The sequence below is a fragment of the Acinetobacter sp. CY81 genome (assembly GCF_059515925.1).
The window spans coordinates 42,374-66,479 of record NZ_JCAKNC010000013.1 but is presented as its reverse complement, the minus strand read 5'-3'; the positions used below and the strand labels follow the sequence as shown (position 1 = coordinate 66,479).

Annotated in this window: 21 protein-coding genes and 1 other RNA gene; 10 read left to right on the top strand and 12 right to left on the bottom strand. The window is 37.9% G+C overall.

Going from position 1 to position 24,106, the window contains the following annotated elements; all coding sequences use genetic code 11:
- Positions 1-17: 17 nt before the first annotated feature.
- Positions 18-1,055, bottom strand: a complete 1,038-nt coding sequence (locus AC5YDM_RS13235) for a type IV pilus twitching motility protein PilT (RefSeq protein ID WP_496126407.1) — start codon at positions 1,053-1,055, stop codon at positions 18-20.
- A gap of 123 nt (positions 1,056-1,178) precedes the next feature.
- Here AC5YDM_RS13235 and AC5YDM_RS13230 point away from each other — a divergent pair, with 123 nt between their 5' ends.
- The 3 genes from AC5YDM_RS13230 to AC5YDM_RS13220 all read left to right on the top strand — a co-directional run bounded on the left by AC5YDM_RS13230 (position 1,179) and on the right by AC5YDM_RS13220 (position 3,831).
- Positions 1,179-1,865: a YggS family pyridoxal phosphate-dependent enzyme gene (locus AC5YDM_RS13230; protein WP_496152552.1), complete on the top strand. Its 687-nt coding sequence runs from the start codon at positions 1,179-1,181 to the stop codon at positions 1,863-1,865.
- A 223-nt stretch (positions 1,866-2,088) separates the two neighbouring features.
- Positions 2,089-2,853, top strand: a complete 765-nt coding sequence (locus AC5YDM_RS13225; protein ID WP_496152551.1) for a hypothetical protein — start codon at positions 2,089-2,091, stop codon at positions 2,851-2,853.
- 180 nt (positions 2,854-3,033) lie between these two features.
- A complete protein-coding gene (locus AC5YDM_RS13220; RefSeq protein ID WP_496152550.1) occupies positions 3,034-3,831 on the top strand; it encodes a thioesterase family protein in 798 nt (265 codons plus the stop codon).
- 75 nt (positions 3,832-3,906) lie between these two features.
- On the opposite strand, the gene AC5YDM_RS13215 is transcribed toward AC5YDM_RS13220, so the two are convergent.
- The 3 genes from AC5YDM_RS13215 to AC5YDM_RS13205 all read right to left on the bottom strand — a co-directional run bounded on the left by AC5YDM_RS13215 (position 3,907) and on the right by AC5YDM_RS13205 (position 10,024).
- The gene (locus AC5YDM_RS13215; protein WP_496152549.1) at positions 3,907-7,563 is read right to left on the bottom strand and encodes an AAA family ATPase; all 3,657 of its coding nucleotides are present in this window, start codon (positions 7,561-7,563) and stop codon (positions 3,907-3,909) included.
- 9 nt (positions 7,564-7,572) lie between these two features.
- A complete protein-coding gene (locus tag AC5YDM_RS13210) occupies positions 7,573-8,823 on the bottom strand; it encodes an exonuclease SbcCD subunit D C-terminal domain-containing protein (protein WP_496152548.1) in 1,251 nt (416 codons plus the stop codon).
- A gap of 112 nt (positions 8,824-8,935) precedes the next feature.
- The gene (locus AC5YDM_RS13205; protein WP_496152547.1) at positions 8,936-10,024 is read right to left on the bottom strand and encodes a hypothetical protein; all 1,089 of its coding nucleotides are present in this window, start codon (positions 10,022-10,024) and stop codon (positions 8,936-8,938) included.
- A gap of 383 nt (positions 10,025-10,407) precedes the next feature.
- Here AC5YDM_RS13205 and AC5YDM_RS13200 point away from each other — a divergent pair, with 383 nt between their 5' ends.
- Positions 10,408-10,854: an ABZJ_00895 family protein gene (locus tag AC5YDM_RS13200; protein WP_496152546.1), complete on the top strand. Its 447-nt coding sequence runs from the start codon at positions 10,408-10,410 to the stop codon at positions 10,852-10,854.
- Positions 10,855-10,899: 45 nt separating this feature from the next.
- Here AC5YDM_RS13200 and AC5YDM_RS13195 read toward each other — a convergent pair whose 3' ends face one another.
- Together AC5YDM_RS13195 and hemB are read right to left on the bottom strand one after the other, a co-directional pair.
- Positions 10,900-12,015 carry an NAD(P)/FAD-dependent oxidoreductase gene (locus AC5YDM_RS13195; protein WP_496152574.1) on the bottom strand — a complete coding sequence of 372 codons (1,116 nt, stop codon included), beginning with the start codon at positions 12,013-12,015 and terminating at the stop codon, positions 10,900-10,902.
- Positions 12,016-12,228: 213 nt separating this feature from the next.
- On the bottom strand, positions 12,229-13,242 hold the full coding sequence (gene hemB / locus AC5YDM_RS13190; RefSeq protein WP_496152545.1) for a porphobilinogen synthase: 1,014 nt from the start codon (positions 13,240-13,242) through the stop codon (positions 12,229-12,231).
- A gap of 109 nt (positions 13,243-13,351) precedes the next feature.
- Here hemB and AC5YDM_RS13185 point away from each other — a divergent pair, with 109 nt between their 5' ends.
- On the top strand, positions 13,352-13,849 hold the full coding sequence (locus AC5YDM_RS13185; RefSeq protein ID WP_496152544.1) for a thioesterase family protein: 498 nt from the start codon (positions 13,352-13,354) through the stop codon (positions 13,847-13,849).
- Between the two features lie 91 nt (positions 13,850-13,940).
- Here AC5YDM_RS13185 and glpK read toward each other — a convergent pair whose 3' ends face one another.
- Entirely contained in the window at positions 13,941-15,419 is a 1,479-nt protein-coding gene (gene glpK, locus AC5YDM_RS13180) for a glycerol kinase GlpK (protein ID WP_496152543.1), read from the bottom strand.
- 131 nt (positions 15,420-15,550) lie between these two features.
- Between glpK and ssrA the strand changes: the two genes are divergently transcribed.
- Together ssrA and AC5YDM_RS13170 are read left to right on the top strand one after the other, a co-directional pair.
- Positions 15,551-15,909: a transfer-messenger RNA gene (gene ssrA / locus AC5YDM_RS13175) on the top strand.
- A 916-nt stretch (positions 15,910-16,825) separates the two neighbouring features.
- Positions 16,826-17,092, top strand: coding sequence for a hypothetical protein (locus tag AC5YDM_RS13170; protein ID WP_496152542.1), 267 nt, complete (start codon positions 16,826-16,828; stop codon positions 17,090-17,092).
- Between the two features lie 84 nt (positions 17,093-17,176).
- Here AC5YDM_RS13170 and AC5YDM_RS13165 read toward each other — a convergent pair whose 3' ends face one another.
- On the bottom strand, positions 17,177-17,332 hold the full coding sequence (locus AC5YDM_RS13165; protein WP_496152541.1) for a hypothetical protein: 156 nt from the start codon (positions 17,330-17,332) through the stop codon (positions 17,177-17,179).
- Positions 17,333-17,648: 316 nt separating this feature from the next.
- Here AC5YDM_RS13165 and AC5YDM_RS13160 point away from each other — a divergent pair, with 316 nt between their 5' ends.
- On the top strand, positions 17,649-17,933 hold the full coding sequence (locus tag AC5YDM_RS13160; RefSeq protein ID WP_496152540.1) for a hypothetical protein: 285 nt from the start codon (positions 17,649-17,651) through the stop codon (positions 17,931-17,933).
- A gap of 565 nt (positions 17,934-18,498) precedes the next feature.
- Here the strand turns inward: AC5YDM_RS13160 and AC5YDM_RS13155 are convergent.
- The 3 genes from AC5YDM_RS13155 to AC5YDM_RS13145 all read right to left on the bottom strand — a co-directional run bounded on the left by AC5YDM_RS13155 (position 18,499) and on the right by AC5YDM_RS13145 (position 20,342).
- A complete protein-coding gene (locus AC5YDM_RS13155) occupies positions 18,499-18,717 on the bottom strand; it encodes a hypothetical protein (protein ID WP_496152539.1) in 219 nt (72 codons plus the stop codon).
- Between the two features lie 65 nt (positions 18,718-18,782).
- A complete protein-coding gene (locus tag AC5YDM_RS13150; RefSeq protein ID WP_496152538.1) occupies positions 18,783-18,980 on the bottom strand; it encodes a hypothetical protein in 198 nt (65 codons plus the stop codon).
- Between the two features lie 558 nt (positions 18,981-19,538).
- Positions 19,539-20,342 carry a siderophore-interacting protein gene (locus tag AC5YDM_RS13145; protein ID WP_496152537.1) on the bottom strand — a complete coding sequence of 268 codons (804 nt, stop codon included), beginning with the start codon at positions 20,340-20,342 and terminating at the stop codon, positions 19,539-19,541.
- Between the two features lie 227 nt (positions 20,343-20,569).
- On the opposite strand from AC5YDM_RS13145, the gene AC5YDM_RS13140 reads away from it, so the two are divergent.
- On the top strand, positions 20,570-21,892 hold the full coding sequence (locus tag AC5YDM_RS13140) for a condensation domain-containing protein (RefSeq protein ID WP_496152536.1): 1,323 nt from the start codon (positions 20,570-20,572) through the stop codon (positions 21,890-21,892).
- Between the two features lie 65 nt (positions 21,893-21,957).
- Here the strand turns inward: AC5YDM_RS13140 and AC5YDM_RS13135 are convergent, their stop codons facing one another.
- Complete coding sequence (locus tag AC5YDM_RS13135; protein WP_496152535.1) at positions 21,958-22,731, bottom strand: SDR family oxidoreductase; 774 nt, start codon at positions 22,729-22,731, stop codon at positions 21,958-21,960.
- 147 nt (positions 22,732-22,878) lie between these two features.
- Between AC5YDM_RS13135 and AC5YDM_RS13130 the strand changes: the two genes are divergently transcribed.
- Positions 22,879-24,105 carry an isochorismate synthase gene (locus tag AC5YDM_RS13130; protein WP_496152534.1) on the top strand — a complete coding sequence of 409 codons (1,227 nt, stop codon included), beginning with the start codon at positions 22,879-22,881 and terminating at the stop codon, positions 24,103-24,105.
- The last annotated feature ends 1 nt before the right edge of the window (position 24,106 follow it).

The window sequence follows — 24,106 nt, the reverse complement described above, 5'->3', positions numbered from 1 at the left end:
CCTATTTTATTGTTCTGTTATAGGAAAGATTCAGGCTGTTTTGCTGCTGTACGTGCAATTTGAGGGCTAATCACGCCTTTAGCAACCAAAGTTTTCAAGCTTTGATCAAGTGTGGTCATACCGTAGTTTGCACCGGTTTGAATCGCAGAATACATTTGTGCGACTTTGTTTTCACGAATCAAGTTACGAATTGCAGGAATACCAATCATGATTTCGTGAGCGGCAACACGACCACCACCATTCTTTTTCAAGAGTGTCTGAGAAATTACCGCTTGCAGTGATTCAGACAACATCGCACGAACCATGTCTTTTTCTTCTGCAGGGAATACGTCAATCACACGGTCAATAGTTTTAGCAGCAGAAGTGGTATGTAGAGTACCAAATACCAAGTGACCTGTTTCCGCAGCAGTCAACGCCAACCGAATGGTCTCAAGGTCACGCATCTCACCGACCAAGATAATGTCTGGATCTTCACGCAGTGCTGAACGTAGTGCTTCGTTAAAGCCATGTGTATCACGATGCACTTCACGTTGGTTAATCAAGCACTTCTTAGATTGGTGTACAAATTCAATCGGATCTTCCACAGTCAAAATGTGGTCATAACGGTTTTCGTTAATGTAGTCCATCATCGCTGCAAGGGTCGTCGATTTACCAGAACCTGTTGGACCTGTAACCAGTACGATACCGCGTGGATATTCACAAATATCTTTAAAAATTTGTCCCATGCCCAGATCGTCCATGGATAGAACTTTCGAAGGAATGGTACGGAATACTGCACCTGCACCGCGGTTTTGGTTAAATGCGTTGACACGAAAACGAGCAACAGCTGGCACTTCAAATGAAAAGTCTGTTTCGAGCTTTTCTTCAAAATCACGGCGTTGTTTATCGTTCATGATGTCATACACCAAGCGGTGTACATCTTTATGTTCTAACGCTGGTAGGTTGATACGACGAACTTCACCATCTACACGAATCATTGGCGGCATGCCGGCAGATAAATGTAAGTCAGACGCGCCATTTTTAACAGAGAAAGCAAGTAGTTCTGTAATATCCATAAATACCCCGAGTGCAAATAAATCTTAATTATTTTGTTAGAATAATAATGCTTTCCTATAGCTTAACCAACAGTTGACCGAATAGGAAAGAAAAAAAAGATGAATTAAATGAGATATGTGTCAATGAATAGTCTTCAACAAGCCAGATCACTGGTACTACAACAGATTCAGCAGGCTTGTCAGTTATCAAGTCGTGCAGAAAATACTGTGCAACTTTTGGCAGTATCAAAGACACATCCAAGTGAAGCTTTACGCGAAATGTTCACTGCAGGACAACGTGCATTTGGCGAAAACTATCTGCAAGAAGCATTAGATAAAATGGAAGCGTTAAATGATCTCAATATTGAATGGCATTTCATTGGGCATGTACAACGTAATAAAACCAAGCATTTAGCTGAGAAATTTGCATGGGTGCATGGGGTAGATCGATTGATCATTGCAGAGCGTTTGTCTAATCAACGAATGGATGATCAAGCACCTTTGAATATTTGTTTGCAGGTGAATATTGATGCTCAAGACTCAAAGGATGGATGCCAGCCTGAAGAGGTGGCTGAATTGGTTGCTCAAATGAGTCAATTAGCTCGCCTTAAATTACGTGGTTTGATGGTGATTCCAGCGCCTGAAAATACTGCTGCATTTACAGATGCACAAAAACTTTTTGAACAAGTCAGGTCGAATCATGCACATCCAGAAGATTGGGATACCTTAAGTATGGGCATGTCAGGTGACATGAAAGAGGCAATTGCGGCAGGTTCAACGATGGTTCGCGTGGGAACAGCATTGTTTGGTGCTCGAGATTATTCTCAATAAATATAAAACGATGCCATGATAAATCAATAATTACCACATGATTTATATGGATTAAGCATTTGTTCTAGCCCTGAAAAGTCAGGGCTTTTTTATGGCTTTAAATTGTACAAAAAAACAACAAAGTCATGTCAACCAAACTAAAAGCAAATGTCATATACTGTTTATGAAAACTACATAACAATGTAAATAAGGTTAAATAATTTATAAAATTTAAAGGTGAATCATGAGCTTAAAAAACTTTATTCAAATACTGATATGTCTAATGATCGGCATGTTTTTCACTGCTTGTGCAAAAAAGACAGAAGAAGCTGCTTCAGACTCGGCAGTCGTTGCAGATGCAGCACCAAATGCGGCAGAGAATTCAGATATTTCATCGAATGAAAAACTAGGAACAAAATGGGGGGATGATGTTAGTTCTCATGTTACCAAAGTGGATTTGCATCGTGTGAGCGGTGAGCCTATTGCTGAAGCGTCTATACGTTATGCAAGTAAAAATTTCAAAGGTAAGGCAGTAAATAGCCTGTCGATTGCAGCGGGTAAAGTGAATTTTTCTGTGGTCGATGATCAGGGCAAAGAGCTTCCAATGATCCGTGATGGCAAGAATTATTATGTCAAAGCAGTCGAGGGTCAAAGTTATCAATTACGTTATGAAAACAACACCTCGAATACTTACGAAATAGTTGCTAGTGTGGATGGTTTAGATGTCTTAAATGGTCAGGAAGCGTCTAAATATAGCTCAGGCTATGTGTTAAATGCACATGATACTTTGTCGATAGAAGGTTTCCGAAAAAGTGATAATGCAGTGGCATCATTTACGTTTGGTAAACCAGATGAATCTTATGCTGCTAATTCATCAAATGGTTCGATTGATAATACGGGCATCATCGGGACAGTTGTTTTTGAGTTAAGTAACCCTGAACCTGTTGCTGTAGATGCGACCAGTGAGTATGCACCAGCTCCAAATGCATTTCCAGCAGATAAAAATTAATTGATATTCAATGTTTAAAAGACTTCTTCGGAGGTCTTTTTTTATTGGAAATGAAATTGTGTTCATACACGTTAGATTTCCCAATGAACATTAGGTTTGAAGTTTATGGTTGATGTTTTTGAATAATTTGATTAAAACATAAACAGTATATTTCACTTATTATTCAAGGATTAGAACAAGATGACAGGATACTATCAACTCATTCAACGACAAGAACAACAAAATGGAACAGTCATCACACATTATCGATCAACTGAATTAGCGCAAGGGGCATGGAATCCTAACGAACAACATATGGCACCTGCAACAGGGATTATTTGTGAGGAAATTTACCGTTTTCAACCGCGTGAAGATATGCGCATTGGGCGGGTAAGTTTAGATATATTGGGTTTGATTCATGCGGGGGAGTTTAGTATAGAAACTCAGGTGATTCGTCCGGGTAAAACCATTGAACTAGTTGAATCAATCATGAGTACTAATGGTAAGCCGTGTATCGTTGCACGAACGTGGCGCATGATCACGAGTAATACTCAGCAGGGGGCTGGTTTAGAAGACTCATCTGTGGATGGACCTGAGCATGCACCCGTTTGGGAAGAGATTCGTATGTGGCCAGGTGGCTATATTCAATCAGTCGAAGCACGTACCCACGGTCGCCGTGCAGGTAAGGGTATCGTTTGGTTAACCAATACGCATGAGATGGTAGAAGGGCAACAGACGGCTGATTTCGTCAAATTGATGGGGATGGTGGATACAGCAAATGGGGTGGTATCACGTCAAGACTGGCCATTTCAATTTGCATTCCCAAATCTAGATTTGCAGATACATTTGTATCGCATGCCTCAAGGGAAATGGTTGGGTTTAGAAACTGTGCAACAGTATGGCGATGATGGAATTGGTTTAACCAGTTCGGTACTCCACGATGAAACAGGGCCTTTTGGGCACAGTGAACAGATTTTGACTTTGCGTCAAATTGGCTGACATTAAGACATTCTATTCAAAACTCAAGCCAATGCTCTAAAGTGCAATTGGCTTGAGTTTTAATTGATGAATGACTCAACCTACAATTTCAATCGTACTTGCACCTGCACCCACAGGTTTCACCTGAATCTGCACAGGAATGCGTTCATGCATTTCTTGCACGTGTGAGATGAGCACCACTTTGCGACCTTGGCTTTGTAAATGATCAAGTGCATTCATCACCATATGCAGTGAAGCAGGATCGAGTGTGCCAAAGCCTTCATCAATAAACAGTGATTCGAGTTTCATCGAACCCGAAGCCATATTGGCAATCGCCAATGCTAAAGCAAGAGAAACCAAGAAAGTTTCACCACCTGATAATGACAAGACAGGGCGGATTTCACTGTTCATATCTAAATCAATGATCGCCAAGCTTAAACTATCAGGAATACGATGCAGTTGATAACGAGGAGACAAAGGTTGAAGTTGTTGATTGGCATATTCCACTAAAATATCAAGATGATGTTCCTGTGCGATTTTTTGGAATTTCGTGCCTTCCTTATGACCGATCAAGTCGTAAATTCGTCCCCAACGGTATTCCTCAGCTTTAATCTGCTCAATTTGAGTTTGATATTTGGCAAAAGTCGCTTGGTTATTCACATTCAAATGTAACTTGGCCGCAATCTCATTATAGATATTTTGCAATTTTGATTTTTCTGTACTTAGTTCGATGATTTTTGTTTCAATTTCATCAAAGTCATGCGAGGGTTGTTGTTTTAGATGGACTTGATATTGCTCTTCCAATAACTGCCATGCTGTTTTTGCATTGTCCAAATGTTGCTGTTGTTGATTTAAATTACGACGAATCTGCTGATGTTCAGTTAAATTAATACTTAACCATTTTTCAATCATATCGTTGGATACATGTGCATGATTTACTTGCCAAGTTTGAATGGCTTTTAAAGATTGACCGAGCTGTTGCTCAATCTGCTCTCGCTGTGAAAGAAGCGCTTGAACTTTAAGATTCGCTTGATTGAGTTGAGACTCGGCTTGACTCACTTTTTGCTGTTGGACTTCAATCTGTTGTTGCCAAGCTTTGGATTTTTGATCTAATTCAGATCGCCATTCAGCAGCAACACGGTAAACCTGTCCTGCATATTGCTGTGTTAAATCAGCCAAGTTTTGGCGTAAATCTTTACCCTGTTGTATCAGTTGTTCAATGTTCTTGGTCAGTTGCGAATGGTTTTGTTGTTCCATTTGCAATTGATATTGAGTCTTCTCGAATAATTGAGCTTGCGTCACTCTTTCATTTTCTAAACGCTTTTGTTCATTTAAAAGCGACTGACGTTGCTGAAGTTGTTGTTGAATTTGAGTCATCCATCGAATCGGTTGTTCTGACTGAAATTGTGGGGGGAGTGACTCTACAATTGGATGAATGAGTTGTTCTAAATGGCTATATTCTTGTTGAATAAGCTTGAGTTGTTGTAGGGCTTGGACTTCAATGCGCCATTGTTGAATGATGGCAAACTGTTCATTTTCTTGCTGACCGAAAGATTTTAATTGTTCATTGATCCAAAGTGCATGTTGGTCTGCACGAGTGATGAGTTTTTCAATATGACTGACTGAATCCATTGGTAACGATTCAATTTCTATATGAAAATTTTGAAGCGATAGAATGCATGTCTCGAATAATTCAGAATTTTGTTGTGACAGTTTTTTAAAGTTTTGCTGAAGTTGTTCAATCACAGTTTCTAATTTAGAAATTTCAACTCGTTTAGCTTGAAGTTGAGCTTGAGAATGCTCTAAAGCGATTCGAGCTTGATTAAGTTGTTGTTCTTGTAGTTGATGTAAACCTTGCTCTAGCAGTCTGTGATTTTGAGCATAAGGATGATCATGGCTCCCACACACCATGCAGGCTTCATTTTCTTTGAGTTGAGCACGGAGTTCTTGAACACTTTGAGTATGAAGTAAACGCTGTTGAGATAGCATGTGTTCTAACTGTTGGTAAGCTTGCTGCTCAGAGCTGAGTTTGAGTTGAAGCTGTTCTGCATTAACTTGTTCAGATTTAAATTTTTCCTGTTGAATATTTAGATCAGACGCTAAGTTTTGAGCATCTAAAACATCGTGTGAAAGCTGAGTTAATTGTTGTTGTAGTGCTTCAAATTGAAACTGCTGCTTTTGCAAATCTTGATGATTGAATTGAATGGTTTTGAGTTGCTGTTCTAAATGCTCAATACTCTGGTGCTGTTCTGACCATTGCATGATGTGCTGCGAATAATCCTTAATCTGCTGTGTTAAACCATTCACGTCAAAGTCGTCAGATGTGTTTTTATCATTGCGTAGATGAATCAGATTATTTTGTTTTAAGATTCGGTCTTTTAAAGCTGAATATTGCTTAGCGTAATCTTGCAAACGCTGTAATACACTTTGTGGTTCTAGATCAAAGGAAGCTAAGAATTGAGTGTGAATCAGTTGTTGCTGAGCTTGCACGACTTGGGCTTCAATCGCTTTTAATGAATTCTCTTGATTGCTCGCTTGTTGTTGTAATGGAGCTAAATGTGTGGCGTGAAATTGGATGAGTTCAGCATTTTGTTTTTTATATTGTTCTGAAATGCTGTTGATCTCGTGATCGAGCTTTAAGCCTTGTTCAAGCTGCGGTTGAATGCTCTCAAGTTGTTGCTGAAATTGAATGTGTTGTTGTTTCAATTCATCGAACTTTGAAACTTCAATGGAAAGATGATGCTTCAACGAATTAAATTGAATATTAAAATCAGCATGTTGTTTTTCAAGATCAATTTTTTGAGGTTCAAGTTGATTACGTTGCACAAATTGTTCACGAATAGATTGAAACTGATCGAGCTGTTCTAACAGTTGCTGTTGTTGCGCTGATTGATTTACTGCATCAAGCTGAACATCATAAATTTCTTTTTTGCCCTGCATTTCAGCATAGATACGATTGCGATCAAGATGCCATTTTTTTTCATTGTCTAATATTTTTTCAGACTGCTGCAGGTTTTGTAATTGAAGGGATAATTCTTTTTGTTGTTGATTGAGATGTTCAATTTCATCTTGAGATAAAGTTTCAATGTGTCCAATCAGATTTTCGAGTTCTACTCTTTGTTGCTTAATCTGACTGTTTTTCTCAGCGGCTTTCATACTCACTAAGCTAAAAATCTGTGAGTTGGTTAAATACTCAAGCAGATCTGCACGTTCATTATCTTTGGCTTTTAAAAAAGCACCGACTTCAGATTGAGCCAATAGCACCGCACGAGTAAATTGTTCGAAGCTGAGTCCAATTAATTTTTCAATGATCGGCGTTGCTTCCGAAATTTTCTGATTTAAAACGCGTTGATCATCTAGGCAAGTAATGGCACGTTCTACTTTTAAATTACCATCAACTTTGTTACGAGCTCGACGAATGTCCCAACGTGCTTGATAGCGTTTGCCATCTAAGGCTATAAATTCAAGTTCTGCAAAGCCTGAGGTTGTGCCTCGACGCAAAATATTCTTGGAGTCTTTGATTGAGATTTCTTGACCGCCAGCATCTTTCAAACTGCCAGCAGCACCTTTTAATCGAGGCACTTCGTTATACAGAGCCAAGCACATTGCATCGAGTAGAGTCGATTTACCTGCACCTGTTTTGCCTGTGATGGCAATTAAACCTGCATGTGCCAGTGGATTGTCATCAAACTGAATATGATGTGTACCTGCTAAGGATGCCAAATTGTTTAAGCTGAGTCGTAAAATTTTCATGGCGTGTCCTTAACCTTGTTTTTGATCAAGATCATGCTGTGCTTCAGCTAAAAGTATTTGGAAATCTTTTTGTACAGACGAATCAGGCTCATAACCCATTTTTGACCATATTTCAGAAAATAAAGATTCAGGTGTAGGCGGGGCTAGGTCAATTTTAGAGTGTTGTATTGAATCTTGATTTTGCTTTTGATAAATCCGACTAATCCGGAGTAGGCGATAACGATCTTTAGGTATAGCCAGTTCAATTTGTTGGCGTAAATCTACAGGAGGTGGTGCATCCGTCGTATATTCCACTTCTAAAAAATCTCGTGCAGATAAGCGCTCTATTACACCTGTAGGGAGTGCTTTTAATGTTTCAATGAGGTTGGATAATTCTTCTCTAATTCGTATCAAACCGACTGTGCGAGGGATGGGTAGAGACTCAAATTGAAAACGCTGTATTGGCTCTAGTGTCGGATCAATCATCACATCAACAACTTGATGTTTATAGTTAATTTCACTAAATGACAGTGGAATCGGTGAGCCACTATAACGGATATGATCTTTTCCGACTTTTTGGGGCTTATGTAAATGCCCAAGCGCGACATAGTCAATCACTTCATCGAACAGCGCCGTAGAAAGGGCTTCTTCATTTCCTACAATAATGGGGCGCTCAGAATCCGAAGTTTCGCCCCCTTGCATATGTGCATGGGACATTAAAATCAGTGCTTGATGTGGCAACTTTCGAGCTTTAGCTTCCTCGATCAGTTGTTGGTGTAAGTAGGCAATCGCATTTTGATTATTGGTAGTATGTTCGTTTAGCCCTGTGATTTCAGCACTACGCAAATAAGGCAGTGTTAAACACCATGCGATGGTTTCATTATTTTGATCATAAATTGGGATCAATAAGCGGTCTAAATCGAGTTGATTGTCCGCATTTCGAGAAATCACACCGACTGCTTTGGCATTGAATTTGGCTAAAAAGGGTTCGACTTGTTCAATGCGGTAACCAGAGTCATGATTGCCTGCAATCATCAGCGTTTGCATGTGGGGAGCAAGATCATGTGCATCTGCAAGGAATTGATAAAGTTGTTTTTGGGCAGATGAAGCAGGGTTGATGACATCGAAAATGTCACCAGCAATCAATAAGGCATTGGGTTGTTTGAGGTTAATTTGTTCTAACAGCCATGTTAGAAATTGAGCATGTTCAAATTCACGATCATGATTATGGAAAAACTGTCCTAAATGCCAATCTGATGTATGTAGAAAATGAACTGCCATATTATTTGCCCCATGCCTTGAGAAGCATAGTAGCGAATATTTATTCAGAAATCTTTGCTTACGCAAGATTTAGACGACAATTTGTGTCACGAATTTCTCTGAACGATATTTATTATTTTCTCTTTCTTTTAGCTCTGCGTTTATTCGAATTGGTCGAGTATTTTTTTAATGGTGTTTGATTTTCAACAACTTTTATTGTGGGGTATGGAAATAGATATTGAATGAGTAGTGGACAGAAAAAAATCACCAACCAAATGCACATATTAGGTGGAATGATTTGGAAGTAATAATTCAAGGTATAAGCAAACGTTGAGATGAGTAAACATAAACTCGCCTCTATCCATGAAATTTGATCTAAAGAAAAACGTTCAATATGAGCTTGTGTATTTTCTTTAATATCTGAAAAGTAAGAACGAGTATATTTGTTGGGCAAGTATTGCAGTAGCAACATGATATTTTGAAATAGAAATAATGCAGAAATGCCAAGTAGGAAGTATTGAATCAGTAAAATAATATTTTCAGCAAGTGTTTTACTTAAGCTTGGTTCACCTTGATCCATAAGTTGAAATAAGTTATCTAAAGATAGTATCACAACAGCAATACAGGTACTTATACTTAAAATGAAGCGACTGACAGCATTATGTTTAATTTTAAATAATGCATGTATGACAGAAAATGCTGTAATTGAAAGCACCGTCATGCTTAAGACTTGGGTCAAAATAAATGAAAAGTCGAATAAGTAATTTTCAAAGAGCCAATATAGAAAAGCCAAACAAAACAATAAACTGAGCCCTTCACCGAAAGGTGTTGTTATTTTTTTATCATGCTCTACAGACATAATAATGAGATAAATAGTAAGAAAAAAATAAATCCATATCTCTATATGTTCTGCGAAAACATAATGCGTTTCATTTTCTCCTTGACCGAATGCTAACAAACTTACAAATGAACTAATGGTTAGATAAATGAGGATTTTTTTAAAACTTTGAGTGATTTTGTAGCTTTGATAGATTAAGCCTAGAATCAATGTCACCATCGTCAGTGGGATGAGACTTTCTTCTTCTTGGAATGCAACATAGCAAATAAAGAAGTAAAGTGCTAAGACAATGGTCGTTAAAAAAATAATAAATGGGTTTTGAAAGAGAGTCCCAAAAGATGAATTAAATTGAGAATTTTTGGAGTTCTTTTGCTTTGAAGGCATCGATTCTTTTCTATTTTATTTAGTTTTTTGGAACTGAGTAATTATGACATTGATAAAAAAAGTTGTCATTACGATTATAAGTTTCGAAAAATTAGACAAAATAAAGCCGACGATTCGAGTGATAGAAAATCGTCGGCTAAAATACTTCGATCATGAAAATTTAGGCTGCTACAACTAAACTTTAATGCTAGAAGCAAGATTTATAAGTCTGATTGGTTTAGAGGTCACCAAGAACATTTGCGGATGCCGTGGCAAATCATTCATGGTTGCTACTGACCTTCTACTCTATATAACGTCGGCTTATGGACATTCGTTGACAATAAACTGAAAAAAAACTCAATTTTTTTTATACTGCTGTTTTATTCAGTGTTGGTTGAACAAAAATGGTCTCTTTGAAGAAATATTACCTATGGTTCTTTTTACTTTGTTTAGGACTGACATTGATCGCAGGCGTGGTGGCTGCACTCTTACCACCAAAAGTGGCAGGTATCGTGACCGCTTTACCTTATATGATCGCGATGATCTTTGTGCTGAATCTATTTATCAAACAACAACGCCGTGCGCCTACAGACCAAGAGCGTAAAAAGTTTACTTTAGCGTATACGTTTATATTTTGGGGTTACAACATCGCAGGGGTGTTATTTGGCATCCTGATGTTTTCTCGAAAAGACCCTGAAGTATGGCAAAACTTCGTACTGTATATGACCAATGGTAAATTTTTAAGTCTCACCATTATTATGATCATGATTCTAGCTATTCCATTGTACTTAATTACCTATTGGTTTTATGGCAAACAAGCACAGCGTATGGCTGCAAAAAAGTTTGGTTAACTCATTTTTAAAGTATTAAAAGGAATAGCGACAATCTGAAACCATTTAAATGGGTTCAGTCCGCTGTAATCGGCTCGGACTATAAACTTCTGCATTAACTAGAGTGTCTTGATTTAAGATCAGTTCGCGTAGAAGCTGTGCTGAAGCAGGTCCCATACACAAACCATTTCTAAAATGTCCAAAGTTTGCCCAAGCATTATCAAGTTTAGGAAGTCGTCCGATATAGGGGATCCCTGTAGGTGAGCTTGGGCGTAATCCAGCCCATGATTTTACGATTGGGAATTGTTCCAGTTCAGGCACCATTTCTAAGCTGGCTTCATAAATTTTACGTTGTGTGTCGATGTCTGGACGATGGTCAAAACCAATGTCATCCATACTTGAGCCACAGACGATATACCCATCTTGTCGTGGAATTAAATACATGACTTTATTCATACACATGGTCGGTAACCAGTGTTCAGGCGTTTTAAAGAGTAACATTTGACCTTGTACAGGATGGACAGGAATGTTCAATCCGAGTTGATTTGACCAATGTTCTGACCATGAACCTGTCGCAATCACATACTGATCCGCCCTGAAGTCTTGACCTAATGTGGTTCGTATCGAGTTAATTTTATTGTTTTGAATGTCAAAGTGATCGATCCATGTATTTTCATACAGCTTGACTTTTGGATGTTGTTTTAAATAAGCAATGATAGATTTAAGCAAACGTGGATTACGTACATTTGAAATTTCAGAAAAATACATCGCTTGCTGAAATTGTTGGGAAATCCGTGGATTGGTCTGTTCTAATTTTTCACGATCGAGCAGTTGGCAATGTTGCATCGGCTCATGATGACGTTCTGCATATTGATGACCAATTTCAAAATCATCTTGATCGAAAATCAATAAACCTGTGTCGTGAATTTCAAAGTCGATTCCTGTTAGCGGACTGAGTTTTTTATTCCACTGTTGATAGAGTGCTTTGCCATGTTGAGCCAAGTCATTGACCGCTTGTGGGTAACGCCATGGATACATCGGAGACAGAATCCCGCCACCTGCCCATGATGCAGCTTTGCCAGCTTGCTGTTGATCAAATAAGCTGATCGAGCAACCTTGATCCAATAATTCGAGTGCAGTTAATAGACCGCTAATCCCACATCCAATGATGGCAATATGCATCTTAAACTCAGTGTTATCCATGACCGTGTGCGATATTAGAACATAGCATCAAGCTCTCAAGCGAGTCGAAACTTGATTTAAAGGTTCACGATTTAAAAATATTGGAAAATAATTTTTAGATTGATCTCAATTCTTTTAATGAAGATCTTAACTGGATTAAAAAAGGCCGATCTTAGATCAGCCTGTTTAGAAGGGTATTAGGTACTTTGAAAATTAATTGATGCCTTTTAACATTTTCGCAGCATCTTCAGCAAAATAAGTCCAGATTCCATCTGCACCTGCACGACGACAGCTCATCAGTGATTCTAAAATGACACTTTCAGACAACCATCCATTTTGGATCGCCGCTGCCAACATTGCATATTCACCACTGACTTGATACACAAAGGTTGGAATACCAAAGGTATCTTTGACTTCACGAACGATATCGAGATAAGGCATGCCTGGTTTTACGATCACCATGTCCGCACCTTCTTGAATATCTAATGCAATTTCATGTAAAGCTTCAGCACGGTTACCGACATCCATTTGGTAATTGTATTTATTACCACCTTTGAGATTACTTGAAGAGCCGACAGCATCGCGGAATGGGCCGTAGAAGCTTGATGCATATTTCGCTGAATACGCCATGATATTAGTATAGATATGACCATTTGCTTCAAAAGCTTGACGAATCGCTGCAATGCGCCCATCCATCATGTCGCTTGGTGCAAATACATCAGCACCTGCTTCGGCATGACTCAAGCCTTGTTTAATTAAGCACTCAACCGTTTCATCATTCAGTACATAGCCTGTTTCATCAATGATACCGTCTTGACCATGTGTGGTATATGGATCAAGTGCGCCGTCAGTGATTAGCACCATTTCAGGCAATTCTTTTTTTAGTAAACGTACAGTTGTTTGAACCAGACCATCATCACGCCAAGCAGCTTCAGCTGATAAGCTCTTGTCTTCTTGTGGCGTTACAGGGAATAGCGCAAGTTTAGAAACACCCAATTCCAAAAGTTTTTCTGCTTTGTTTAACAACAAATCCGCGGAAAGTCGTTGGATTTTTGGCATACTAGGGATGTCTTGGGTTTTATTTTGACCTGGTAGCACAAATACCGGATAAATGAGGTGCTCTGTAGATAGATGCGTTTCTCTCACCATCTCACGGAGTTTTTCATTTTTTCGAATACGGCGCATACGTGTAGCAGGAAAAGCTGGGCGATTAAACGTATAAGTCATCACATTCTCGATGTTCGGTATTTAACTTGCGGTTATTGTAGCCCCCTTAATGCGGTTTTGGGGAGAATTCCTGAATGGTTTTTTCTCATTATGTTGATTTGAGTTTGTTATGAATGATGTAGAAAAAAAATGGACGGGCAATTTGCATTACGGTGCAAAGGTTGACTTGAATGTGGTTTTAAACCAATTGGTTCAGGTGTTTAACACTTCACCTTATTTTTCGTACAATGAAATGCAAATGCGTGTAGTCGATGGTCAAATCCAAGGCTATATCGAAATGAAGCCGAATCTCATCGGGAATATTTCATTCCAGATTTTACATGGCGGTGTGTCTGCGACATTGCTCGATAGTATTGGCGGTATTGTCGCAATGGCAGAGCTATATAACCGTGCTGAGCCTGACCAAATGGCAGAAACCTTGAAAAAAGTTTCTCGTTTAGCGACAGTAGACATGCGTGTAGATTATTTAGCACCCGGTCGTGGAAAGCATTTTATTGCCACAGCTGAAGTACTTCGTATGGGACGTAAAGGCTGTACCATGCGCATGAATATGGTGAATGATGAAGGCAAGCCAATCGCAACTGGGATTGCTTCTTACGCTTACTAATTGCAAAGTTTTTATTAAAAGATAGAAAAATAAAAGCCCTCAATTTACATGATGCTAAAAATGAGGGCTTTTTTGTGTCATTACAATTGAATCAGGACTTTGCTCGATTGAGTGCATCTTGCCAAAGGTTTAAATGATGTTGACGTTGATCTTCGTTCATATTTGGCTCAAACGCACGATCGAGTTGCCATGATTCAGAGATTTCTGAAAGCTGTGTAAATACACCAGCTTTTAAGCCTGCCATAGCTGCTGCACCCCAAGCCGTTGATTCGAGCATTTTAGGACGCAGAACAGGAACATTCAGTAGATCAGCTTGAAACTGCATCAGCATATCATTACTACTTGCACCGCCATCAACTCGAAGTTCTTTCAGCGGTTGTCCAATATCCGACTGCATTGCAGAGAGCACATCTGATACCTGAAAAGCGATTGCTTCCAACGCTGCACGTGCGATATGCGCTTTATTTGTCCCACGAGACATGCCACAGAGTAGGGCACGGGCTTCGCTATCCCAATGCGGTGCGCCTAGCCCTGTAAATGCAGGGACTAAAACCACGCCTTCAGAACTATCGACCTGACAAGCCAAATGCTCAACATCTTGGCTATTTTTAATGATTCCTAGGCCGTCACGGAGCCATTGCACAATTGCACCTGCCATAAAGACGCTGCCTTCAAGTGCATAAGTATTTTGATTTTGGCATTGCCAAGCCAGGGTAGATAGAAGTTGGTTTTGGCTGGTTTTAATTTGATCGCCTGTATTGAACAGCATAAAACAACCTGTTCCGTAGGTATTTTTAGCCGTACCGATGTCAAAACAAGATTGACCAAATAATGCGGATTGTTGATCGCCTAAAACGCCCATAATCGGAATTTCTGCGCCTAACAAACCCTTTGCGGTGTTAGCAATATAGTGGTCGGAACTGACAATTTGAGGTAATACAGAACGAGGAATATTAAATAATGTCAGTAATTCTTCATTCCATGTTTGTGATTTTAAATCCATGAGCATGGTGCGTGAAGCATTACTCATCTCAATCACATGCTCAGAACCTTGAGTTAAATTCCAAATCAGCCAACTATCAATGGTCCCAAAAGCAACATGACCTTGTTCTGCAAGTTCACGTAAACCTTCTACATGTTCGAATAACCACACCAATTTCCCTGCACTAAAATAAGGATCAATCCGTAAACCTGTAATATTTTGAATGCTCTGTTCATGCTGATTTTGAATGAGCTGTTGACACCATGAGCTTGCACGTCGGTCTTGCCAAACGATAGCGGGGGCGAGCGTTTGACCTGTGCGCTTATCCCATACCACAGTAGTTTCACGTTGATTGGTGAGACCAATGGCTTTGATATCTTTGGCGAGTAGGCGAGCAGAGGCGATAGCTTGCTGTACCACTGCGATTTGAGTCGTCCATATTTCTTGAGCATCTTGTTCAACCCAACCCGAATGAGGTGTTTTAATCTGGATTTCACGTTGAGCTGTTGCATGAACTTTTCCGTGTTCATCAAAGATGATCGCGCGACTGGAAGTCGTTCCTTGATCGAGTGCAAGTAAGTAACTCATATTTTTTTTAAATCTTAGACTTGAAAAACAAAATATTAGCGCAATTATGAAATTAAGCGCATCAAGTTGTGTAATTGTTTGAAAATTACATCGTATTTTTCAGCAAGTATGCTATGATTGCGTTGTACTTTGGGGATGTTCCTGGCTTCGACGCTGGTGATGAAGCTCATAGATGCATGCCGAGAGCGCATTTTCTCTCGTAAATCAAATTTGCATTTTTTAGTCGCAAACGACGAATCATACGCTCTAGCTGCCTAAGGGCAGCTTGTCCGCCTCTCCGAATACTTGTGGTTAGAGAGTCCGACTGAAGCGCACGCACACAAGTCCGTATTAAAGCCACGCCTCGGGGCTTTGTACTAAATTTAGAGGATCGCCTTAGCACCCTGTTCGTCGGGTCGCAACGGGTTAAACTAATTGACGATATCTAAGCATGTAGTATTCTCGAGTGTAGTGCTTGCGGACGCGGGTTCGACTCCCGCCATCTCCACCAATATACTTTATCAAGTTTGATCAATCTTAGTTAATCTCGATCAAATTAGACCTAAAAGCCTTAAGTTATAACAACTTAGGGCTTTTTTATCGCCTATTGATTCTGTGAATCTTGATCAAGCTCAATCATTATTAATCAGACTTAATCACTATAGAGTGTTACACAGGTGTGACACACGTGTAATAGGGGCTTAAAAGTGCTATCCGACTCTCAAGTAAAAAGCTTAAAAGCAAAAGAAAAAAGATACTCAATGGCAGCTGGTGAGGGGGTGTCAATTGATGTACTGCTATCAAGGGAAAAGACATGGTGCTCACCAGGTACGTTATAAACAAACACGTAATCGATTAAACGTGTATACAGTAGTGGAATATATAGAAGCGAGACAACTTGCTAGATAATATAAATCTGAAGCTCAAGACAAAATTTTTGAATCACGTATGGTTAATGAGGGTGTTGCTGAATAATCCACAGTGAGGAATATGACTGGTCAAATGAAACATTTATGAATAAAGTTGTCTTATTTAAACTATAATAATGAACAATTTATTATCAAATTTTGAGGTTTTTATATCATGTAAATACATGTTCAATAAATATGAAGACTTTAAAAATTAATTTGGTAGTTATTGCAAGTGATTGTTATTTACAGGTTTGTTAACATATACCCTATAAATAAAATATACATAAAAATTTATCTATTCATCAATCTGCATTTACTCCAATATGCAGATTTTTTTAACTATAGCTTTACGAATCAATGATCAATTTCGAAATCTGATATAGATTCGAGTCCTGAATGGAATGACATAAAACTTAAAATAGCTTGTATGTTCTAATTAACTGATAGCTTTATTGTTGCTATTCGTCAGCCTTTCATCTAGTTTAGAATTACAACATACAAATTAGAAGAATGATATTGATTAGTTATGATTATCCAACATTAAAACAAATATACTTTTTCCTCATCGAAACCAAAGGATTCGAACATTTAAGCAATACAACACAATGTATTCATTTTTTTGAAGAATTAAATGATAGTAAACAAGCTGATTTTAAAGTAGATGAAAATCAACATGTAATCGGTAAATTTGGTAGACTTTCCAAAGTTGATCTTAACGCTGCACCACAGTTTACCCAGATGGAAAACTTCTTAAAGTGGGTGTTTCAATTGTTGCAAAACTAAATTATAAAATGATTTATATAGATATTTAAAATCTACAATCCCACTTTCTAGAAAAGCAAAATCATAGAAATTTATTGCTAAAGCTTATTTAGGCTTGCTGTCACCTTGCGTAGGCTTATCTGATGGTGTGGTTGTGGGTGGGGTTTGATCAGGCTTAGTTGTTTCGTTCGCTTGAACATTTGCCAACGGTGTATTAGCTTTATTTGAGAAAGCTTTGAATCCTGAAATAGTACTTGTCATGATCTTTCCTTAGTAGTTGAAATAATGGTTGAGCAGTCAGTGTGGGCTTTTAATCTATTAACACTACGGTAGTTTTGAGATGTGTTTGTGGCTATATGTACAGTTTAAGGATTTATATCTTATTAATATTTCAATAATTTTTATATTTCATTGCAAGTGAGTGATTGTTATCACTATATGATTAATCACTTATAAGATGGCAGATACGCGAACTCAACAATGTATCTAATTCAAGGTGAGTTTATAAATTATTTAATACTTAGATGAAGTGGATCCGCAGGTGTTATAGTGAGGTATCTCTTAGGTACTTTATTACATGTCTGAAATATATAAATACCTTTACACAAAAATTAGTATAGGCGGTTCATTACCCACTTATAAGGTATTTAGTGGCGATATAGGTGGTAAAACAAAATGGGTATTTGCAGATAATACGTTCATGTATGGTTATGTATCAGACTGGTCTTTAAAACATGCGGGACTTGATTCTGGTCAAGCTTCTTGGTTGAATGAACCTAAATTAACCCTAGAAACTGAAAAACGAAAACTAGCCATATATAAGGCTTCACATTTGGATTTTATAACTGAAGACGAAAGTTAAATTTTCATTTTTTAATTTATTTTTTAAATTGGAGTGTTAATAGATTAAACACCTTGATTTAATTTATAGAAATATTCAGATTATCGAGTGAAGTTAATATTTTACATTAAAGTGCATAAGAATCTGAGTGAGGATGATTATCTAAAAATAATAAAATTTTTACAATATTGCTTTCTGCCCGATTCACTATCGATCAGCTTATATATGAAGTGATCATAAAAATTACGATGCTTAAAATCATTTATATTTTGCTTGAAATCACCTTCAAAGACTATTTTTCTAAAATATAAATTGCGTTTAACTTCAAATTCAGTTAATTCATTTTTCATTTTTTTGATCTCTATATGGCCTATTCAGATGATCCCTCAAAACCCAAACCTCATTATTTAAAACAATTTTATTACCTTTGTTAATGGTCAGAATTTCACCATAGAAGCCTGTCATATGTGTAAAAATGCCATTCTCATTGAAATTAGCCCAGGCACATCTACACTCGTTTGGATCGGATTCTTTGCAGAAAGTTAATAGAACTTGGGGATAGCGCATTTTCATGTATTCACTAAATTTAACGAAAAAATTCATAATCATTTTCAACAAAATATACATCACCAGTAGATTTTAATTCCCATTGCTTTGTGCCTTTAATTTTTGTGAGTTCTTGATTTAAATTATTAAATAACTTGACCATCAAATTATTTTCATTGAAATAACCTAAATATTGAATAATTGGAAGACTATGAAAATCTTCATACATTTTATGAACAATTACTTTTCTTGTTTTCATATCCATTCCTTACCATTTAAAAGGGATTACAATTTTAAGTGGCTTTGATCAAGTCTTGAAAAAAATTATTTTTTCACTGGATTTTCATTGTGTTCTTTTGGCGCATTTATATTGGGTTTATTTTCAGCATTTTTTTGCTGATCCTGATGTTTTTCCTGTTGTGACTTTTGGTTGTTGCCGCTAGAGGACGATGACTGTTGTTGTTGTTGTTGTTGTTGTTGTTGTTGGGATTTAGAATCATTTTGCTTATTGAAGTTTGTCATGATAATTGTCCTTTATTTGTCGAAAATATTAACGACTTAATGAGCATGTTCTTTATAATGATTAATAGATACTTATTATATGTATCAAACTATGTTGTTTTATAAGTTATTTTGCTTGGGTTGTTGAAATATATAAATTAAATATTTCTGTATTGTATTTAATGATCGGTTAATAGTATTTGTCCGTATTAATAGATTTTAGTGTTATTTGGTGGATTTGCTTGAAAGCTTAGAGTTGGTTGTCGGGAATTTTGGATTTTATATAAATGATTTTATGATTGAATAAGGATTTGAATATTTAATTTCATTATTACCAAATAAGTATATAGATAATAGCTAAAAATTATTGATTAACATAGCCCTACCGTGTTTATGTGAGCTAGAAAACAATAAACTGAATAAATAGCTCTGAAATAAACCAAGTAATCAAACTACTGAGGATGATGATAAAAAAGATTTCTTGTTTAATATTATCCAAAGGGTGACCTGCAAATTATTTTTTGTAAGAAATTCCGTAATTAACCAATTTACTCATTCAAGTAATTAAATGATTTCATATTAGTCATCCATCACCTGATGTCGTTCTTGATGATAGCTCTCTTCATTTTCTCCTTGCTTCCAGTAGGGAACAGCATACAGATACGTTTTTGGGATTTTAAATTGTTGCCTAAAAAGTTTACGCAGAGATACAACTCTCGTATTTTCACCTGCTAAGGACACTGAAACAGTCATGGACTGCCAATCTAAAAGATTCAAAGCATTCACAATTTTAGTTTCAGTGTTTTGATCTTTGATGATCCAATGAATCTGCATAAATTTGGGGTGTTTGATTTTTATTTGATCATTTGAATTCTCAATTTCAATCCAAACTTTACCCCCAGCATTTTCAGGTAATTGCTCTAAACTTGAAGAAATCATGGGTAGCGCTGATAAATCACCAATAAAAATCCAGTAATTTGCTTGCAAATTGAATCGATCAGGCCCACCTGGACCTGCCAATCCAAGCACGTTTCCTTTTTGCGCATGCATCGCCCAATCCGCTGCAATGCCAAAATCAGTATGACGTACAAAATCAACTACGAGTAATTGTTCATTTTTAAGAAAATCACGAATGGTATAAGTGCGCGTTACAGGTTTTTTTCCTTCAGGCCAAATGACTTTTCCAAGTTCATTCCGAGTAGGAAGTATGGGCTTTTGATCAATCTGCTCAGGAAAAAATAGCTTGATGTGCGCGCCATTTTGATCAGTAGGAAAATCCGAAAAATCATCACTCGAAAAATAAATACGTTGCAAGTGAGGGGACAATTGTTCCGATTTTTCAACATAAATATAACGTGGCGAAGGGAGAGAAATATTTGCCATGTGTATTCTGCTTTTAAAATTTATTGGGAAAATGGATTAGAAAATTTCTGAACGGAATAGCTCTGTGGAAATAATGTAATGCAACTAAAAACCATTTGCAAATGATAATCATTATATTTAATAATTTGTGTGAATGTTTTGATGACTCTATTTGAAGGCTTCATCAATAAATACACCTAGATTTTTATACTCGATTATAAAAATTATTTAAAATGGTATGACAACTCATGCAAACAATGGATTCTTTAGTTCCTTTAACTCGCGCACAACACAGTATGTGGAAAGGGCATCAGTACCACGGTAGTTATCCTTTTCACACAGCTGAATGGTTGGTGATCGAAGGGCCTTTAAACCGAGAGCTATTTCATCAAGCCATAGAGTTAACACTCAAAGAGGCGAAAGCCCTACATTGGCGAGTTTTGGAAAAGGATGGGAAAGTTTATCGTGTAGATGATGTGGGATTGCGTGCACCACGTTTTGTTGATTTATCGCATTTAGACGAACAAGGAATTTTAGATTGGGCGGATAAGGAAGTAGAGCCACCTTTTGATTTGAGTGTAGGTCATCTTTATGATTATGTATTTGCACATTTAGGTGAGCAAAAATACGGTTTATTGTTTAAAGCCCATCATGTTGCATTAGATGGCTATGCATATGGCTTAATGATTAGCCGTTTCTTCGATTATTACCAGTCTTTAAAAAATGATAAAGCTCTAAAAAACAAAGCCTTTGATCATTTTGATCGCTTTCTTGCAGATGAACAACGATATTTATCATCTCCTAAAGCAGAGCAAGATTTACAATTTTGGCGGGATAACTTTTCCAACGAATTAGCACCAAAGAAACGTTTAAAACGAAAATTAAAACAGCCATTTTATCAAGGTCCTCGCTATGAAGAAGTGATCGATTGGGATACACAGCTACAAATGAATAGTTTGGCAGCGGAACTGAAGCTACCGAGTGCCATGGTCGTGATGGCGGTGATGATGAGCTATTTAGTGAAACAATCAGGTGACACGCAGCAAAGTTTTGGCGTGCCAATGATGTCACGATTAGGCACAGCAGCGATGCGTATTCCTTGTTTAGTGATGAATATTTTACCCTTACGCTTAGCTGGTACAGGTCGAGAAAATTTGTCTGAAACGGTGCAGTTGTTGGCAAAACGTTTTGCAGAAATACGACCACATCAAAACAGTTATTTTGAGCAAATGCGTTATGTACTTGAAGGCTTTGAACCGATGGAAAATATTTTATTCGGTCCGATTGTCAATTGGATTCCTTATCCATTACCTGAACAGTTTGAGGGCTGTACACTGAATAAAACCACAATTTCTGCAGGACCAATTGAAGATTTTGATATTGCGATTACCAACAAATTCGTCAATGGTGTTGAACGTTTATACCTTGCAGTAGATGGGCATAAAGAACTTTATGATGTTGAGTCTCTAGGGGAATATTGGCATGACTTTATGTCAATGTTGCGTCTATGGTTAGCTCAACCTGAGCTGACAGCAAACCAATTAGCGATTCAAAAAAAACTACCAGTTTAAGGCTGGTAGTTTTAAGTAAATGGTTTAAGTCATTATTTTAACTAATTAGGTTTAAGTAGGTGTTATTAAACGCCTAAAGTTGCTCCACCATCCACGACCAGTTCGTGCATGGTGATTTGTTGTGCTTGATTGGAAAGTAAGAACAAAATTCCATTGGCAATATCTTCAGGTTCAGCCATTTTTCCAAGTGGGATACCACTACGGTATTGTTCAAGATTTCCTTCAACAATGCCTTTGGGTGGCTGTTCATCTGTCCATAATTGCTTTTGCATTTGAGTCAAAGTCGAACCAGGTAAAACAAGGTTGCAACGAATGCCATGTGGAGCGAGTTCTAGCGCTAAATTTTTAAAGAAGTGACTGACAGTTGCTTTGGTTGTGGCATAGAGCCCCATATTCATACGTGGAATCAATGCGGCATTCGAACTGATACTGACAATTGCGCCTGCTTTGTGAGGAATCATTTGTTTGGCAACCCACTGAGACAATAGGGCAGGTCCAATAAAGTTAACGGCTAAGTTATGTTGCCATTGTACTTCGGAGGTATCCAGTAAACTGCCCATTTCTAAAATCCCTGCTGCATTGACCAAGCCTGTAATGGCGAGGTGATTCCATGGTGATTGCTGAATTTTGCTAATTAATGTCGTTGTTTTGGAGATGTCATGGGAAATTGCATGAAAACGAGCAGTTTGGTCTGAGTCTAGCTTTTTTAAAACCTCCCAAGACTGTAGTTCAGGATTGAGGTCGATACCAATAACGTTATGTTGTTGTTGAATTAATTTCTCTACCACCACTGCACCAATGCCACGTGCGGCACCAGTCACAATAAATACTGTGGACATTTTTGAATCCTTTTTTAATTAACAAAATGTAACGATTATCATTACTAATTGAGAATAATAATCATTATAGTTATTGCGTTCAACCACTTTAATCCAAGAAAGTCGGGTTGGACTGTTAAAACATAATTGAAAGATGTGAGAGCAAATATGTTGCCAGTAGAACCATCAGTATTTAAAAATATGATTGGAATCACCAAGGAAGATTTAATTGAGGCAGATTTAGCCGGTTTTGTTTTTGCGACACCCACGGGAACAATATCGAGTAAAAAACTCATAAAAAATATTCATTTTGAGCGTGATGAAAACTTATCTTTTGAAGCACAACAACACGCATGGCTGAATAAAGCTCAACGAGAGCTACAGCAGAAAATTCAAGCAACAGGAAATGCTGAACTCATATTGGTGGGAAGTTTGCCTTTTGATCATCGCGATTTACCTGAAATGTCGATCGCAGAAGCGAAAAATACTTTTGTCACTGATGGGTTGAATTTGCCAGAGCCGATTGAACGACTCTCACAAGTTCAAGCGACTTTAGTTCCTCCTCAAGCAGACTATGTGGAAGGTGTTGCAAAACTCGTGCAACTCATGAAAACCACGCATCTTGAAAAAGCGGTATTGGCACGAGCAATTGATTTGAGCAGTGCGCAAAAAATCCCAGTTGTTAAATTATTTCATCAGTTATTTAGAACCAATCCAGACGGTTATACCTTTGCCTTGGCACAAGATCCTAAAAAGACAGGCTGGTTTTTAGGGGCGAGTCCAGAGTTATTGGTGGCAAAGCAAAACCAATATGTGTTTAGTAATCCTGTCGCAGGAACGCTTGCTCGAAGTTTGGATCCAGTTGAAGATCAAGCACAGGCTGATCGTTTATTTGCTTCAGCTAAGGATCAGCATGAACACAAAGTGGTGATTGAAGCCATTGCCGATCAACTTTCTCCTTTATGTCAAACACTGAGCATTCCAAAGTTACCCTCTCTCATCAAAACTCAAACAGTCTGGCATTTGGCGACTCAAATTAAAGGCACATTAAAAGATCCTGAAATGCACGTATTTGATCTTGCATCACTGTTACATCCGACACCTGCAGTCTGTGGTCAACCGCCGGCTTTAGCACGTGAATTGATTTCAGAACTTGAGCCTTTTCAACGTAATTTATTTGCAGGAACCATGGGCTGGAGCGATGCACACGGTAATGGTGCATGGGCAGTGAATGTACGCTGTGGGCGAATTTTTGAAAATACCGCTCGACTCTATGCGGGTGCAGGCATTGTGGAGGCGTCACAACCGACCAGTGAGTTAAATGAAACCATTGCAAAATTTAAGACCATGCTCAATGCAATGGGCTTAGATGCTGACCAACTGACTTATCAATAAG